Source organism: Streptococcus sp. 20925_1_44 (assembly GCF_041432435.1).
Lineage (GTDB): Bacteria > Bacillota > Bacilli > Lactobacillales > Streptococcaceae > Streptococcus > Streptococcus infantis.
Genome location: NZ_JAPVZQ010000004.1, coordinates 193877 through 208907, shown reverse-complemented (window position 1 = coordinate 208907; position 15031 = coordinate 193877). Strand labels below are relative to the sequence as shown.

At 39.5% G+C, this 15031-nt stretch carries 18 protein-coding genes, 2 tRNA genes and 1 other RNA gene; 5 read left to right on the top strand and 16 right to left on the bottom strand.

Annotated features, from left to right (window positions below):
* Positions 1 to 13: 13 nt before the first annotated feature.
* Positions 14 to 101 (top strand) — tRNA-Ser (locus O3643_RS06610).
* Positions 102 to 180: 79 nt separating this feature from the next.
* Here the strand turns inward: O3643_RS06610 and O3643_RS06605 are convergent.
* The 7 genes from O3643_RS06605 to O3643_RS06575 all read right to left on the bottom strand — a co-directional run bounded on the left by O3643_RS06605 (position 181) and on the right by O3643_RS06575 (position 6185).
* Positions 181 to 1515, bottom strand: a complete 1335-nt coding sequence (locus tag O3643_RS06605) for an Nramp family divalent metal transporter (RefSeq protein WP_371500700.1) — start codon at positions 1513 to 1515, stop codon at positions 181 to 183.
* 304 nt (positions 1516 to 1819) lie between these two features.
* On the bottom strand, positions 1820 to 2770 hold the full coding sequence (locus O3643_RS06600; RefSeq protein WP_371500698.1) for a hypothetical protein: 951 nt from the start codon (positions 2768 to 2770) through the stop codon (positions 1820 to 1822).
* A 79-nt stretch (positions 2771 to 2849) separates the two neighbouring features.
* Positions 2850 to 2937, bottom strand: a tRNA-Ser gene (locus O3643_RS06595).
* Positions 2938 to 2972: 35 nt separating this feature from the next.
* Positions 2973 to 3320: a transfer-messenger RNA gene (gene ssrA / locus O3643_RS06590) on the bottom strand.
* Between the two features lie 60 nt (positions 3321 to 3380).
* Positions 3381 to 4016, bottom strand: coding sequence for an SGNH/GDSL hydrolase family protein (locus O3643_RS06585; protein ID WP_371500696.1), 636 nt, complete (start codon positions 4014 to 4016; stop codon positions 3381 to 3383).
* Between the two features lies 1 nt (position 4017).
* Positions 4018 to 4845 carry a Cof-type HAD-IIB family hydrolase gene (locus tag O3643_RS06580; protein WP_371500694.1) on the bottom strand — a complete coding sequence of 276 codons (828 nt, stop codon included), beginning with the start codon at positions 4843 to 4845 and terminating at the stop codon, positions 4018 to 4020.
* Between the two features lie 23 nt (positions 4846 to 4868).
* Positions 4869 to 6185 carry a CapA family protein gene (locus O3643_RS06575; protein WP_371500692.1) on the bottom strand — a complete coding sequence of 439 codons (1317 nt, stop codon included), beginning with the start codon at positions 6183 to 6185 and terminating at the stop codon, positions 4869 to 4871.
* Positions 6186 to 6332: 147 nt separating this feature from the next.
* Between O3643_RS06575 and def the strand changes: the two genes are divergently transcribed.
* Positions 6333 to 6944 (top strand): peptide deformylase, encoded by a 612-nt coding sequence (def, locus tag O3643_RS06570; RefSeq protein ID WP_371500690.1) that lies wholly within the window; start codon positions 6333 to 6335, stop codon positions 6942 to 6944.
* 44 nt (positions 6945 to 6988) lie between these two features.
* Positions 6989 to 7717 carry a 23S rRNA (guanosine(2251)-2'-O)-methyltransferase RlmB gene (rlmB, locus tag O3643_RS06565; RefSeq protein WP_371500688.1) on the top strand — a complete coding sequence of 243 codons (729 nt, stop codon included), beginning with the start codon at positions 6989 to 6991 and terminating at the stop codon, positions 7715 to 7717.
* A gap of 179 nt (positions 7718 to 7896) precedes the next feature.
* On the opposite strand, the gene trxB is transcribed toward rlmB, so the two are convergent.
* From trxB to O3643_RS06530, 7 genes are all read right to left on the bottom strand, one after another.
* Positions 7897 to 8808 (bottom strand): thioredoxin-disulfide reductase, encoded by a 912-nt coding sequence (trxB, locus tag O3643_RS06560; RefSeq protein WP_371500686.1) that lies wholly within the window; start codon positions 8806 to 8808, stop codon positions 7897 to 7899.
* A 65-nt stretch (positions 8809 to 8873) separates the two neighbouring features.
* Complete coding sequence (locus O3643_RS06555; RefSeq protein WP_004253933.1) at positions 8874 to 9098, bottom strand: DUF4059 family protein; 225 nt, start codon at positions 9096 to 9098, stop codon at positions 8874 to 8876.
* 79 nt (positions 9099 to 9177) lie between these two features.
* Positions 9178 to 9921 carry an amino acid ABC transporter ATP-binding protein gene (locus O3643_RS06550; protein ID WP_004253930.1) on the bottom strand — a complete coding sequence of 248 codons (744 nt, stop codon included), beginning with the start codon at positions 9919 to 9921 and terminating at the stop codon, positions 9178 to 9180.
* Positions 9921 to 10721 (bottom strand): amino acid ABC transporter permease, encoded by an 801-nt coding sequence (locus O3643_RS06545; protein ID WP_004253929.1) that lies wholly within the window; start codon positions 10719 to 10721, stop codon positions 9921 to 9923. The genes O3643_RS06550 and O3643_RS06545 overlap by 1 nt, the downstream gene beginning before the upstream one ends.
* A gap of 156 nt (positions 10722 to 10877) precedes the next feature.
* Positions 10878 to 11234: a Spx/MgsR family RNA polymerase-binding regulatory protein gene (locus O3643_RS06540; protein WP_371500682.1), complete on the bottom strand. Its 357-nt coding sequence runs from the start codon at positions 11232 to 11234 to the stop codon at positions 10878 to 10880.
* A 12-nt stretch (positions 11235 to 11246) separates the two neighbouring features.
* Positions 11247 to 11738, bottom strand: a complete 492-nt coding sequence (locus O3643_RS06535; RefSeq protein WP_247913006.1) for a methylated-DNA--[protein]-cysteine S-methyltransferase — start codon at positions 11736 to 11738, stop codon at positions 11247 to 11249.
* 13 nt (positions 11739 to 11751) lie between these two features.
* On the bottom strand, positions 11752 to 12252 hold the full coding sequence (locus O3643_RS06530) for an N-acetyltransferase family protein (RefSeq protein WP_371500759.1): 501 nt from the start codon (positions 12250 to 12252) through the stop codon (positions 11752 to 11754).
* 133 nt (positions 12253 to 12385) lie between these two features.
* Between O3643_RS06530 and O3643_RS06525 the strand changes: the two genes are divergently transcribed.
* Both O3643_RS06525 and O3643_RS06520 read left to right on the top strand, forming a co-directional pair.
* A complete protein-coding gene (locus O3643_RS06525; protein WP_314945443.1) occupies positions 12386 to 12841 on the top strand; it encodes a DUF1836 domain-containing protein in 456 nt (151 codons plus the stop codon).
* On the top strand, positions 12831 to 13478 hold the full coding sequence (locus O3643_RS06520; protein WP_371500680.1) for a hemolysin III family protein: 648 nt from the start codon (positions 12831 to 12833) through the stop codon (positions 13476 to 13478). Before O3643_RS06525 ends, O3643_RS06520 begins: the two co-directional genes overlap by 11 nt.
* Before the next feature lie 32 nt (positions 13479 to 13510).
* On the opposite strand, the gene pdxT is transcribed toward O3643_RS06520, so the two are convergent.
* Together pdxT and pdxS are read right to left on the bottom strand one after the other, a co-directional pair.
* Positions 13511 to 14083, bottom strand: coding sequence for a pyridoxal 5'-phosphate synthase glutaminase subunit PdxT (gene pdxT, locus O3643_RS06515; RefSeq protein WP_371500678.1), 573 nt, complete (start codon positions 14081 to 14083; stop codon positions 13511 to 13513).
* Positions 14084 to 14959, bottom strand: a complete 876-nt coding sequence (pdxS, locus tag O3643_RS06510) for a pyridoxal 5'-phosphate synthase lyase subunit PdxS (RefSeq protein ID WP_004253907.1) — start codon at positions 14957 to 14959, stop codon at positions 14084 to 14086.
* Between the last annotated feature and the right edge of the window lie 72 nt (positions 14960 to 15031).

Below are 15031 nucleotides of genomic sequence, written 5' to 3'. Positions count from 1 at the left end.
GTTAGTAAACAATGGAAGATTACTCAAGAGGCTTAAGAGGCCGTGTTGGAAACGCGGTAGGCGTGTTAAAGCGTGCGTGGGTTCGAATCCCATGTCTTCCGTTTATTTTCAAAAAAGATACCCAAGAAATCTTGGGTATCTTTTTTCTTATATGTTTGTTTTCTAACTTGGGTGAATTTCTTAGAAAATATCAAATAACAATTTCACATTGAGAATTGTTAAGATAATGGAAACAATATAACCAAGTATGGTATTCCATTTAGCATTGGTAAATTCGCCCATCAGTGATTTCTTAGAAGTCAGATAAATCAAAGGGAAGATTGAAAACGGAAGAGCGATTGAAAGAAAGACCTGCGAATAGACCAATAACTGATCCAAGGTTTTTTCCTGATGACCAAACACAACCGCTACAATCATGACAGGCAACAAGGCAAAGAGACGAGTTGCCAAACGAATGAACCACTGAGGCAATCTCATATGCAAGAAACCTTCCATAACGATTTGTCCAGTCAAGGTACCCGTGATAGTCGAATTCTGACCACTGGCTAATAGGGCCAAGGCAAACAAGGTTGATAAGGTTGAGCTAGCTATAGCTCCTGCAATGGTAGAATCCTGCAGGGCGTTATACATTTGAGAAAAGGCAGAAATCTCGGATGCATGGCCGAAAAAGAGGGCTGCTCCTAAGATCAAAAGGAGGGAGTTAACGATAAAGGCCAAGGACAATTGAAGATTTGAATCCCAGGTCATAAAGCGCACCGCTTTTCGAACATCATCCTTGTCCTTGTGATTAATTTTCCGAGTTTGAGACAAGGAAGAATGCAAATAGAGGTTGTGGGGCATAACAGTTGCACCTACAATCCCCAGAGCTAAAGTTAATTGACTTTCATGTCCTGGCAAAGGACTCTCAAATAAGGTTGCATTTGGCAGATAACCTTCAACGATTCCTTGGAAACTTGGATGTGACAAGGCTACTAGGTAAGTAAAGATTGCTAGAATCGTTAAAATCAGTGTTGTCACAATAGCTTCTATCTTCTTAAAGCCAAATTTCATCAAAAGCAATAAGAGAAAGACATCTAGAACCGTCAAAAGGATGGCTATCATAATCGGAATCTTAAAGAGAAGATTGAGAGCAATGGCTGAACCTAGAACTTCTGCCAGGTCTGTCGCCATCAAGGCCAACTCCAAAATCACCCATAGACTATAACGAAGCCATTTTGGTGAGTGATGAGCTGTTGCTTGAGCCAGGTCCATCTGGGTTACAATCCCTAGCTTTCCTGCCATCTGCTGAAGTTGCATGGCAATGAGAGATGAAATCAAGATAACAAACAAGAGACTGTATTTATAGGAAGCACCACCGACTACACTGGTTATCCAGTTTCCTGGATCCATATAACCAACTGCGACAAGAGCACCCGGACCTAAAAAAGCCTTTAAATTTTGCCAGAAATGATTATTATTGGGAGTCTCGATGGACTGATTAATCTCAGAAAGTGAAACCTTTTTATGAGATGACATTGCTCTTTACCTCTTTCTAAACCTACCCTTTCATCGCTTATCATTACTAAAAGATAATCTAAAATTACAAGATACTGAAAATGAATGTAAAAATCTCCAATCATTTTCATTATTTTTCTTAAGGCACCTTAATTATAACACAAAATATGATAAAAACTTAAGAAAATTCGGGACTTGGACAGGCTATTTTAGAAAAAGATCAGATCACGTCTCAAAATAAGTTTCCTTAGTTTTGTTTAATCTCTGCCATAATCAAAAACAAGTAGCTCACATGAACTACTTGTTATCATTAAAATCTTAAGTTTTAGACGTTACTTTTTTCTTTTGATTTATCTTTGTCTTTGGATTTATCGGCGTCTTTAGATTTGTCGGCATCTTTAGATTTGTCTGCATCTTTAGACTTATCTGTAGATTTTGCTGAGTTCCCACGAACGATTTTATCGTAACCTTCAGTATTGTCAATCAACTCAGTTGCAAGAGTACGATAGTCTTCTTGAGAAATAAGCCAATTTCCATCCTTATCTTTTGTCAATTTGATTTCTGTGTCAAAATCTCCAGTAGTGAAAGGTGTTTGAGCAAGGTTAGGATCTACATCATTATAAGTACTGAAATCTTTTCTGAAAAGATGTTCAAAAATCCAATAAGAAATAAGTGTTTGGTAACGTTTAACGTCAGCATCTGCACCAGCTTTGTTATACTTACCTAAGTTATCAATTCCACCAATCAAAGTAGTAAGTACATCCCTTGTAGATGATGCCAAACCTTTAGAGTGCAACTTCTTAGAGTTAAATGTTACAGTTGCTGAGTCACCTGATTCATCAACCTTCACGTCTTTAATTGTATATGAACCGATTTCTTGGAACATTTTACGTCTTTGTTTTAAGAAACCTGAAATTGTTTCTTCAGGTGTCTCTACAGGAAAATCTTGGTGCCATTGTACTGAGTATGTAGATGCTGGTGTAAGACCATCATCTTTAATTTTTTCACTTGTTTGTACTGCAATTACGGCGTCAGTCCATTTTTCATAGGTTTCACCATAAACCTTCTTGAACCGAGCAGAGTCTGATGTAAGAACTGAATCTAAAAGAACTTCCGCATCTTTTGTAACTTTGTCTTCTACTGATTCCTTTTTAGGTTCTTCTGTTGTTTGCTCAGTAGTTGCAGAAGCAGACTCTGATTTTTTAGACGTTAAAGAACATGCACCCAAGGCCAATGTTGAAAGTGCCAAGATACTGAGTAGTTTAATCTTCTTCATAATATACCTCAATGTATAATATTTACTCTTGGAATCTTACTCCAAGGGTATGGTTTAGAAAAACATAACGTTATTCTAACGGAGAATGGGGGATTCGAACCCCCGCGCCGGTTACCCGACCTAACGATTTAGCAAACCGTCCTCTTCAGCCTCTTGAGTAATTCTCCTGCGATACTTGTATCTTACTTGATGAAACTTTGCAGAATGGAGCCGGTGGGAGTCGAACCCACGTCCAAACACCTGCTAACATATTTGTCTACAACCATAGGTTATGTATTGTTTTAACAGCTCCTCGACACATAACTCAAGCCTAGGAACTGCGAGTCTATCAATCTCTTATCAAACTGCTAGACAAAGTTTGATCGTATCTCGCTAATAATAAGACCTGTCATCAGACACGAGCAATCCGAATCGGGTCACGCCTGCTGGTTTTTAGGCAGCTAGAGCGTAAGAAGTGTTATTTTTTGCAGTTATATTTAACTGAGCGTTTACGTCGCCACACGAGTCGCAAAATATGCCTCATAATGCCTGTCGAATCCGTAACGACCCCAAAGACTATAAAGATATTATACCTTATCTAGGTTAAAAAAGCAAAAATGCAAGTAGATGTCTAGAAAAGTCTAGTTTTCAAGGTTTCAGATAGAGCCTGATAGCCAGAAACGCTAAGGTGAAGTCCATCTGTTGTATAGTCTGATTTGAGTTGCCCTTCCTGATCGAGTAGCTCTTCAAAAACAGACACATATTCTACCTGCATGTATGCAAAAGCTAACTCTTGATAAGCTTGGTTCCAGGCCTTGATTTTCTCATTTGTACGAATATAAACTGTCTGTTTGTATTCTTCCCCTTGATGAACTGGCAGAATAGAAACTAGCTTAATCTGTGACAGCGGATAGTCACGAGAAATACTTTGAATCACACTTTCGAGATTGGTTAGTGCTTGACTCATTGGAATATCTTTTCCAATATCATTGGTCCCAATCAAAAGCACAATTTGACCCACTGCATCACCGTAGAGGTGGGCATCAAGGTTATCAAGTAAAAGTCCAGTTTGATAGCCTCGAATACCTCTATTTACAATGGTCTTTGTTGTCCCTAGTAATTCTTGCAAGGGATAATACTCCACAATAGAATCTCCAATAAAGATAATATCTGGTTCAATTACCGAAATCTGATTGAGTTCACGATACTTGGTTTGGATTTTCTCTTGCTCTTTTAAGAGCCAGTTTTCTAATAGCTGTACTGCCAAGTTATTCTCCTCTTTCTAGCCAGTTCTCTAAAACTTGGTAAACACCTGCCTGACTGTTGGCTGGAGCTACTTTTTTCGCAACTCTCTTAACAGCCTCTTCTGCATTTTCCATAGCGTATGAAATTCCTGCCAACTCTAACATTTCAATGTCATTTTCACTATCACCAAAGGCCATGATTTGTTCAGGTTTTAAGTTCCAACGTTTGAGCAATTCTACTAGCCCCCACGCTTTATGAATCCCATCTTGTAAAATATCAATACAGCCATAACCGCTGGAAACAGCTCGAACACGACCATCAAACAAATCATTAACTTCTTGTAAAACCGAATCCAATCGCTCTTCACCAACTACCATGCTCATCTTGAGAACACCACCAAAGAGACTGGAATCAAATTCATCGACAAAATTCAATCGTTGATAGAGCTTCTCAATCATCTCTGGAGTCATAAATTTATCAAGTTCTGTAAAAACAGTACCTTTCTTTACAAAACCACCATTCATCGCAGTCACGACAAACTGATCCTGACATTCTCTACCTTTAAAGTGGCCCAAAGCTTTATCAACCATGGCATCATCCCAAGTTTGTGCTTGAATCAATTCATTGTTCTCGAATATTCGAGCACCGTTAGCAACTACGAGAACCACTCTCTCTGCTAAATGTCCCAGTAATTGTCTCATACGATGAACTTCATTTCCCGTTGCAATGACAAAACGAATATCACATTGGTCTAGCTTGTCCAAAATTTTTTCTAGACGAGATAGATCCAGTTGTCCCTTGGGGTCCAACAAGGTTCCATCCATGTCCGTCGCAATTACTCTAATATCCATCTTTTTCTTATCGCTCTCCATTGCTACCATTTCAAACCTACATGCTCATTCATTTCTTTGTAGGCTGTATCAATCCGTTCCTTGGTTTCATCATCTAACTGGCTACGATATTTCCCACCCTCAATGAAATCATCTAAGATATAGGTCTGATATAGATAGAGTGGATAACCTTCTGGAGAATAAGTTCCTTTTGGTGTTCTATTAACCCAGCTAGGATGAGCTTTAGCAGTCTCTATTGTAGTCTTTCCTGCTTTTTTCTTAATGGTCACATCCATGAGAACGCCACGTTCTGTCCATTTGGCATTTTCCTCATCCTGCATGGTTTCAATACGCTGATTCGATAGGAAATTCCCCATAGAATAGATGATAAGTTTCTTATCCCCGTCTTTTTCAACTGTCTCAGCTGGTTCAACAACGTGAGGGTGTCCACCGAAGATAATATCAGCTCCCCAGTCAATCATTTTATGGTAGAGTTCCTTTTGCTCTTCTGTTGGTTCCAATTGATACTCAATTCCCATCTGAGGCATGACGACTGTGATGTCTGCTTCTTTTTCAGCCCTTTCAATTTCGGCCTTCATTTTTTCTTCGTTGAGGTCAGAAAGATGATTCTCATAGTCTTCTTTAGAAATGTATTCTTCAATACCGTTAAAGCCATAAGAATAAGCTAGGAGAGCAACTTTTATGCCTTTGACTTCCTTGATGACGATAGGCGCCTTATCTCTTGGTTCGTGGGTGTAAACTCCGATTGGTGTCATTCCAGCTTTTTCGATAGCATCAGCAGTTGAAAAAACTCCCTCAATCTGAGAATCTAAGATATGATTGTGAGCCAAGTCTAACACTTGGTAACCAGCATCCTTTATAGCATCCATGACTTCTCCAGGTGCATTAAACAAAGGATAACCTGCAAGATAGTGGTCTTTATTTACGGTTCCTTCAAAATCACCAATAACTAGGTCTGCTTGTTTGAGCCAAGGTTTTACATACTCAAAGTTTTCATGAAAATCATAAGTCCCATCTTCCTTTAGGGCAGTTCGATAAATCGGAATATGATAGAGGAGGTCACCATTTGCCATGATGCGCACACTCGTTTCTTCTTCCGTTACGGAATTCTTACCTTTAGAGTCTGAATTCTGACTCACTGCAGTTGCATTCCTATTCCACAATGGAACTCCCTTAATTCCTTGAGCTAATAAAGTCAAAGCCATCGAAATCGCAACAACAATCAACAACACAACAACAAAGGTTTTATTACTCCACTGTCGATATTTTTTGAAAAATTGGATAGACTCTCTGACAACTGGTAATCCTGAATGATTTTTTCTTCTACTACGTTTTTCCATATCTTTTCTCCTTGCTTTTTGATGCAAGTCTCCTTACCTTATTATACCACAGACAAATAGCTATTTCCCTTTATTAGCAACTTCTGTGACTTTCTTTCTCAACTATTTTGTGTTATCATGGAATTGTAATGGAAGGAAGGAGAGAAGATGTCTGCTATAGAACGTATTACAAAAGCTTCACATTTAATTGATATGAAAGATATTATCCGCGAGGGCAATCCAACCCTACGTGCAGTTGCCGAGGAAGTCACTTTCCCATTGAGCGATCAAGATATCATCCTTGGTGAGAAAATGATGCAATTTTTGAAACATTCACAAGACCCAGTTATGGCTGAAAAGTTAGGTCTACGTGGAGGAGTCGGACTTGCTGCACCACAATTAGATATCTCAAAACGCATCATTGCTGTTTTAGTTCCTAATATCACCGAGGAAGGTGAAACACCTCAAGAAGCCTATGACTTACAAGCTGTTATGTACAATCCTAAGATTGTCTCACACTCAGTCCAAGACGCTGCTCTAGGAGAGGGAGAAGGTTGCCTATCAGTCGATCGTGCTGTCCCAGGTTATGTTATCCGCCATGCTCGAGTAACTGTCGACTACTTTGACAAAGATGGCGAAAAGCATCGCATCAAGCTAAAAGGCTACAACTCCATCGTTGTACAACATGAAATCGACCACTTAAATGGTATTATGTTTTATGATCGTATCAATGAAAAGAATCCTTTCGCAGTCAAAGAAGGTTTACTCATTCTGGAATAAAGAAAATCCCGTTCGACAACGGGGTTTTATGTTATAATAGAGCCATGAAAACAAATGATATTGTCTATGGCGTTCACGCCGTTACCGAAGCACTGTTAGCAAATACTGGAAACAAACTCTATCTCCAGGATGATTTACGAGGTAAGAATGTAGAAAAAGTCAAGGAACTGGCAACTGAAAAGAAAGTATCCATTTCTTGGACTTCAAAAAAATCTCTTTCCGAAATGACTGAAGGAGCTGTCCACCAAGGCTTCGTTTTACGTGTTTCTGAATTTGCCTATACTGAACTTGAGCAGATTCTTGCTCAGACTCGTCAAGAAGAAAACCCACTAGTATTGATCCTCGATGGACTAACTGACCCTCATAACTTAGGTTCTATCCTAAGAACAGCCGATGCAACCAATGTTTCAGGAGTCATTATTCCCAAGCATCGATCTGTTGGTGTGACACCCGTAGTTGCAAAAACAGCAACGGGTGCCATCGAGCATGTACCTATCGCTCGCGTTACCAATCTCAGCCAAACTTTGGATAAACTTAAAGAAGAGGGCTTTTGGACCTTTGGTACTGATATGAATGGAACTCCTTGCCATAAATGGAACACCAGTGGAAAGGTCGCCCTCATTATCGGAAATGAAGGAAAAGGTATCTCAAGTAACATCAAAAAGCAAGTGGACGAGATGATCACTATTCCAATGAATGGACATGTACAGAGTCTCAATGCAAGCGTTGCTGCTGCTATTCTTATGTACGAAGTCTTCCGCAATCGATTATAAAAAAGTGAGGTTGGGACAAAAGATCCCGACCTCACTTTTTATTAGCAATCAAACTTTGACGCGGTAGCTGATTGAACTTTTTGTTCGTCTTTTAGACTCCAAAAAGCTCCTAATCATCCTCGCGGGGCTGGGACTACGAAATCGAGACTTTGTCTATCGATTTCTGTCCCACCGCCTTTTTAACTGTGTTCAGTAATATATTTATAGGCTTCTTGACCTGCAATCGCACCATCTCCAACTGCTGTTGTAACTTGGCGAAGGTCTTTCTGACGAACATCTCCAACTGCAAAGACACCTGCAACACTTGTCTTCATGTGGTCATCTGTCACAATCCAACCTGACTCATCTTGGATTTGTAAATCTTTTGTAAAATCGCTAACTGGATCTAAACCAACATAGATGAAGACACCTCCAAATGCATGTTCAGTCACTTGATTTGTTTTAACATTTTCAATGACAACTGACTCCACACGGTTTTCACCTTTGATTTCTTTAACAACAGAATTCCAAATGAAGTTGATTTTTTCATTGGCAAAGGCGCGGTCTTGCAAGACTTTTTGAGCACGAAGCTCATCACGACGGTGAACGATGGTTACAGATTTGGCGAACTGTGTTAAGAAGATTGCTTCTTCAACAGCCGAATCTCCTCCACCAACAACCAACAAATCTTGGTCACGGAAAAAGGCTCCATCACAAACCGCACAGTAGGAAACTCCACGACTATTCAGTTCTTCTTCCCCAGGAACTCCTAAGAGTCGATGTTTTGAACCAGTCGCTACGATAACTGTGCGAGTTTCAAATTCTTCATTGTCTGTGATTACTTTCTTAACATCACCATGGTCCTCAATATTTTCTACAAAGCCATAGAGATGTTCAACACCTAGATTTTCAAGAGGTTCAAACATCTTTTCCGATAACTCAGGCCCACTAATGTTAGCATAACCTGGATAGTTTTCAATGTCAGAAGTGTTGTTCATCTGACCGCCAGGAAGGCCACCTTCAATCAAAGCTACTTTGAGATTGCTGCGAGCTGCATACAAGGCTGCAGTCATCCCAGCAGGACCTGCACCGATAATAATCGTATCGTACATTCTATTTCCTTCTTTCTTGTTGTAACTATTCTTATTCTAACGGATAAAATCCTATTTGACAACTATTAAGCCTTGAGAACCAACAAGATGCTCATGGTTGCAAAAGACAATACTGGAATTGTTAGAACTCCAATCATAATCATATCATAGAGGTGAGCCTGACGCTCCTTAGCAGTTTTATCGACACCTGACAGGGCTCTAAAACCAATCCAAATCCCTAAGACAACCAAGACTAGTAAAATCGTCAAAACCAAACTCTCTAAATACAAAGCAAATAGCTGAACTAGCATGCTCTCTCTCATTTCTATTATTTTTAAAGAGCAAACCCAGTTAGCTTAGCCAACTGAGTTTTTCTTATCTTCTATTATATCAGATATAGGTCCGTTTGTAACTAGCAAAGAACTCTTTTGTTCGTTCTTCTTTAGGATGGTTGATAATCTCATCCGGTGTTCCAGATTCAATAATCTTTCCTTTATCCAAGAATAAAACCTTATCAGCTACTTGAGCAACAAATGACATATCGTGACTAACCAAAACCATAGTTTGACCTGATTTTGCAGCATTAGCAATCGATCTTTCTACCTCACCAACCAATTCTGGGTCCAGTGCTGAAGTCGGTTCATCCAAGAGTAAGACGTCTGGTTTCATGGCTAGAGCACGAGCTATAGCGACCCGTTGTTTTTGTCCTCCAGACAAGTGACGCGGATAATGCTGTTCACGATCAGAAAGCCCAACCTTAGCTAGTTCTTCCTTAGCAATTTCAGTCGCTTCTTCGTCCGATAATTTTTTAACTACCACCAAGCCTTCTTTAACATTATCTAGCGCTGTTCTACGCTCAAATAAATTAAACTGTTGGAAAACCATCGATAATTTACGACGAAGAGTTAGAATTTCTTCTTGCGTAATTTGAGAAAAATCAACTTTGAAATCATCAATCTGAATACTTCCACTATCAGGAGTTTCTAGATAGTTTAGGCTACGAAGAAAAGTTGATTTCCCAGCTCCTGAAGAACCAATTAAGGCAACAACTTCTCCTTTTTGAATATCTAAATTCAGATGATCCAAAACAGTTTGACCTGAAAAGGATTTGCTTAAATTTGAAATTTTAATCATTAGCGAAGCTCTCCTTTCACATCTGTCTCAACATTATCTGGTGCTGTAATAGCCATTTTTCTTTCAATGAAACGGCCAAGATTTTCAATAACGATATTTACCACCCAGTAGACGAGAGCTACTGAGATGAAACGTTCAAAGTAACGATAGTCTGCACCACCCAAAATCTGAGCTTGAGCAAAGACTTCTACAACACCTGCACTGAAGGCTAGGGAAGTCCCCTTGGTCAAGCCAATCAAGGAGTTAATCAAGGTTGGTGTTGCAACTACTGCTGCATTGGGAATAATCACACGACGATAAACTTGCGCACGTGTCATACCAAGACTACGAGCAGCTTCAATCTCACCTGGATTTACAGAAAGAATTGCCGCACGAAGAGTTTCGCTGGCATAGGCTGCCTCGTTAAAAGCAAAAGCCACAATCGCAAATGTTGCTGCTGGAATAGCATTAATGTTCAGAGAAGTTCCCCATTGTTGATTCAAGGCTTTCAGAGCTAATGGAATCCCGTAATAGGTCAACATCAGTTGAACTAAAATTGGGGTTCCTTTTAGGAAACTAACAAAAAAGGCTTGTAATGGGTATATAAATCTAACTCGGTTGATTTTAACGATAGCAAAGATTAGGGCTAGCATGATACCAAAAAAGGCACCGAATACCGTTAACATCAATGTTGTAGGTAATTGCTGTACAATTCTTGGAATCCCATCAAAGACCGAACGCCAACTAAAAAGTTTGCCATCTGGAATATATTGCATCAAATTTTGATACCAATCAGATGCTAAAATCGTTGTAACATTCATAGAAACATCCTCTCAAGATAATGATTCATTCTATCATACTTATGCTCTAATTAAAAATATTTGCTACGAGCATATCAGACTTCATCTACCTTCTAGTTTATCATACTTTAAAAGTGGGAGGTTATATATTTTATCTATCAAGGAGATAGAAAAAAACTAATTCAAATCCAAGTCCTTGTATGTCTTACGGTAGCCAATTTGTTTTACAAGACCATTTTCAACAAGTATTGGACGTTTCAATAGCATACCATCACTAACCAAGAGTTTGGCTGCTTCTTTGTTTGACAATGTTCCAACCTTATCTTTCAATCCGAGTTCACGATATTTGATTCCACTAGTATTGAAAAATTGCTTCAATTCAAATCCCGAAGTTTCGAGCCAGTTTAAAATGACCTTTTCACTCGGAGTCTCTTCAACGATATGAACGTCTTTATATTCTAGTCCGAGTTGATCTAATTCTTTCTTAGCTTTTTTACAAGTTGTACATTTTGGATATTCGATAAATTCTAACATTTTCTTCTCTTTCTATTTTTTATTTTCTTGATAACTTGCACCTTCATGCCTCAAGAGCCAAGCCTTCTTTTCGAGTCCCCAAGCGTAGCCTGTCAGACGTCCTCCAGCACCTAGCACACGGTGACAAGGTACAAGGATAGACCAGGGATTGCGACCTACTGCTCCTCCGACTGCTTGAGCAGAAGCCACCTGCAAGTCCTTAGCTATTTGCCCATAAGTAACTGTCTGACCAAAAGGAATTCCTCTCAGGTAGTTCCAGACTCTTTTTTCAAAGTCACTACCGACAGGAGCTAAAGGCATCTCAGATAAGTCTTGATCTTGCCCCTTAAAATAAGTCTCTAAATAGGAAGTAATTTGATTTAAAATGGGATGACTCTCAACAACAGTTACATCATTTTCAGATAATCCCTTCTCAAAATCGCTCTCTTCTTCAATCCATATCCCAAACAAATAGTGGTCATCTGCTACCAGAGATAGGGGACCAATCGGTGACTTGTATAGCATCTTTACATACTTCTTAGACATTTGATTTTAATTTTTGATAGGCCAAGCGTTCCCCGTCTACTGGAACTTTACCAACCTGTTTGAAGCCAAGTTTTTCAAAGATATGCTGCATAGCCTTGTTTTTAGCGTGTGTATCTGAACGAAAATCTAGGTAATCGAAGCCTTCAATCAAGCCTTCTAAAAAGGTCTGAGCAACACCTTGACCTTGCGCGTCTCTAGCAACAGCAATACGGTGAAATACTAAGTATTCTGCTTCATTTCCCTCCCAGTTGCCATCATAAATTGCTTCATAAGCTTTTTCTGGGCTCTTAGTCACTGCTGCATAGGCTAAGAGGTCACCTTCGTCTAGGGCTACATAAGCTTGACCAGAGATGATATCTTCAATAATGGTATCTGCATCTGGGTAGCCGTTTTGCCACTGAGTGCTACCAGCTTCTGCCAAACATTTCTTGGCTCCCTCAATCACTTGCATAATTGCATCAACTTCGTTTGGAAAGGCTAAGCGAATCTCCATCATTTATCCTCTTTTCATACTATTTCTCTCATCATAGCATAAATTATTTCTTTCTACAAGCACTTGAAGCTTGACTTATTATTTCTAATATTTTATAATCTAGTTATTAAAACTAGATAAAAAGGAGTTGAAAATGAATATCACTTTTTCCTATCCAAAATGGGAAGAAATTCCAAGTATCAATCTCTATCTGGACCAGGTTCTGCTCTATGTCAATCAAATCTGTCCTCCAGCTTCTCCTGACAAAGAGAAAGGTTTGACAGCATCCATGGTGAACAACTATGTCAAACATGGATATATCAGTAAACCCGAAAAGAAAAAATACCAACGTAAACAAATCGCACGATTGATTGCTATTACCACTCTCAAGTCTGTTTTTTCTATCCAAGAAATTGCTCAAACCCTTAATACCCTACACACAGACACTAATTCAGAAGAACTTTACAATGCTTTTGTGGACTATATGAATGAAGATATTGATCCAGCTAATCCCATTATTCAGGCAAGCTGCCAAACGGTCAAACTCTATCATCAAACACTTGCACTAGTCTATACAGAAACCGAAAAGGAGGAAACAAATGAATACTAGTTTCAAACTTAGTAAACGACTTAGTTTTGGAGAAGAAATTGCCAACAGTGTCACCCATGCTGTAGGAGCATTTATCATGCTCATCCTACTTCCTATTTCATCAACCTACAGTTATGAGGCACATGGTTTCTTATCGTCTATCGGAGTTTCCATCTTCATCATCAGCCTCTTTCTCATGTTTCTTTCATCTACCATTTATCATTCTATGGCTTATGGTTCAACTCATAAGTACGTGCTTCGTATCATCGACCATTCCATGATTTATGTTGCGATTGCAGGTTCTTATACCCCGGTGGTTTTAACCCTGATGAATAATTGGTTTGGTTATCTCATTATTGCTATCCAATGGGGGACAACTATTTTCGGTATTCTTTATAAAATCTTTGCCAAGAAGGTCAATGAAAAATTCAGTCTCATCCTTTACCTCATCATGGGATGGCTTGTATTGGCTATCTTACCAGCAATCATCAGTCAGACAAGTCCAATGTTTTGGAGTCTTATGGTATCAGGTGGCCTTTGCTATACAGTTGGCGCTGGATTCTATGCTAAAAAGAAACCATACTTCCATATGATTTGGCATCTCTTCATTCTAGCAGCCTCTGCTCTCCAATATATTGCTATTGTTTATTACATGTAAAAAAGAAGTTGGGAAAATCCCAACCTCTTTTTTTATTTACACATATTCATAAAGTACTGATGCAAACGAAGATCATTTGTCAATTCAGGATGAAAGGAGGTTACCAGCATATTCTTTTCTTGTGCCGCAACGATTTGATTGTTCACAATCGCTAGAACATCAACACCGTTACCAACACTACTGATAATCGGGCCACGGATAAAGGTCATTGGAATTTTACCAACGCCCTTGCAGTCAGCTTCTGTATAAAAGCTTCCTAGCTGACGTCCATAGGCATTGCGCTCTACTACTATGTCCATAGTCGCTAGATGGCTTTCCTCTTGAAAAGTGATTTGTTTTGCTAGCAAAATTAAACCCGCACAAGTTCCAAAGACCGGTAAACCATTGAGAATAGCCTCTCTTATAGGAATGAGCATCTGCTGATCTCGCAACAGTTTCCCCATAGTTGTAGACTCTCCCCCTGGCAAGATTAACCCCGACAGGTCACTCTGGTGTTGCTGAAAATCTTCTAGGTTTCGCAGTTCAATACTTTCAACTCCTAGTTGAGCAAGCATTTTCTCGTGTTCTACAAAGGCACCTTGCAAGGCCAAGATTCCGATTTTCATCTATTTTCCTCGCTCAGCCATGAGAATTTGGATTTCATTCTCATTGATACCAACCATAGCTTCTCCCAAATCTTCAGAGATTTGAGCCAGAATTTGAGGATTCTGATAATTGGTAACAGCCTTGACAATTGCTGCCGCACGTTTAACAGGATCACCTGACTTGAAAATCCCTGAGCCAACAAACACACCTTCTGCACCTAACTGCATCATAAGAGCAGCGTCCGCTGGTGTTGCAACCCCTCCAGCCGCAAAGTTAACAACTGGTAATTTTCCATTTTCGTGGACATATTGAACTAACTCTACAGGAACTTGGAGTTCTTTTGCAGCAACATATAACTCGTCCTCACGGAGGTTTTGAATGCGGCGAATTTCTTGATTCATCATACGCATATGACGAACCGCCTGAACGATGTCTCCTGTTCCTGGCTCCCCTTTTGTACGGATCATAGAAGCTCCTTCAGCGATACGACGCAAGGCTTCTCCTAGGTCTTTAGCACCACAAACAAAAGGAACTTGAAACTCTTTCTTGTCCACATGGAAACGATCGTCAGCTGGAGATAAAACTTCGCTCTCATCAATATAGTCAATCTCGATAGCTTCTAAAATCTGAGCTTCAACAAAATGCCCAATTCGAACCTTAGCCATAACTGGAATGCTGACTGCTTCTTGGATTTCCTTAATCATCTTTGGATCACTCATGCGAGAGACACCACCCGCTGCACGAATATCAGCTGGGATTCGTTCCAAAGCCATAACTGCTGCCGCACCTGCAGCCTCAGCAATTCTTGCTTGTTCAGGGTTTTGAACATCCATGATGACGCCACCTTTAAGCATCTGTGCTAAATTCTTATTTAATTCATAACGATTTTCAGTCATTTTTTTCATCCTCAATAGTTGTATTGATAGCTACAGTTTTATTGTAAGGTATAAAAGACTGCATAACAAGAT

Coding starts and splice junctions, on each gene's coding strand:
- O3643_RS06605 (WP_371500700.1), bottom strand. CDS start 1,515: ATGTCATCTCATAAAAAGGTTTCACTTTCTGAGATTAATCAGTCCATC.
- O3643_RS06600 (WP_371500698.1), bottom strand. CDS start 2,770: ATGAAGAAGATTAAACTACTCAGTATCTTGGCACTTTCAACATTGGCC.
- O3643_RS06580 (WP_371500694.1), bottom strand. CDS start 4,845: ATGGATATTAGAGTAATTGCGACGGACATGGATGGAACCTTGTTGGAC.
- O3643_RS06575 (WP_371500692.1), bottom strand. CDS start 6,185: ATGGAAAAACGTAGTAGAAGAAAAAATCATTCAGGATTACCAGTTGTC.
- def (WP_371500690.1), top strand. CDS start 6,333: ATGTCTGCTATAGAACGTATTACAAAAGCTTCACATTTAATTGATATG.
- rlmB (WP_371500688.1), top strand. CDS start 6,989: ATGAAAACAAATGATATTGTCTATGGCGTTCACGCCGTTACCGAAGCA.
- trxB (WP_371500686.1), bottom strand. CDS start 8,808: ATGTACGATACGATTATTATCGGTGCAGGTCCTGCTGGGATGACTGCA.
- O3643_RS06555 (WP_004253933.1), bottom strand. CDS start 9,098: ATGCTAGTTCAGCTATTTGCTTTGTATTTAGAGAGTTTGGTTTTGACG.
- O3643_RS06550 (WP_004253930.1), bottom strand. CDS start 9,921: ATGATTAAAATTTCAAATTTAAGCAAATCCTTTTCAGGTCAAACTGTT.
- O3643_RS06545 (WP_004253929.1), bottom strand. CDS start 10,721: ATGAATGTTACAACGATTTTAGCATCTGATTGGTATCAAAATTTGATG.
- O3643_RS06540 (WP_371500682.1), bottom strand. CDS start 11,234: ATGTTAGAATTTATCGAATATCCAAAATGTACAACTTGTAAAAAAGCT.
- O3643_RS06535 (WP_247913006.1), bottom strand. CDS start 11,738: ATGCTATACAAGTCACCGATTGGTCCCCTATCTCTGGTAGCAGATGAC.
- O3643_RS06530 (WP_371500759.1), bottom strand. CDS start 12,252: ATGGAGATTCGCTTAGCCTTTCCAAACGAAGTTGATGCAATTATGCAA.
- O3643_RS06525 (WP_314945443.1), top strand. CDS start 12,386: ATGAATATCACTTTTTCCTATCCAAAATGGGAAGAAATTCCAAGTATC.
- O3643_RS06520 (WP_371500680.1), top strand. CDS start 12,831: ATGAATACTAGTTTCAAACTTAGTAAACGACTTAGTTTTGGAGAAGAA.
- pdxT (WP_371500678.1), bottom strand. CDS start 14,083: ATGAAAATCGGAATCTTGGCCTTGCAAGGTGCCTTTGTAGAACACGAG.
- pdxS (WP_004253907.1), bottom strand. CDS start 14,959: ATGACTGAAAATCGTTATGAATTAAATAAGAATTTAGCACAGATGCTT.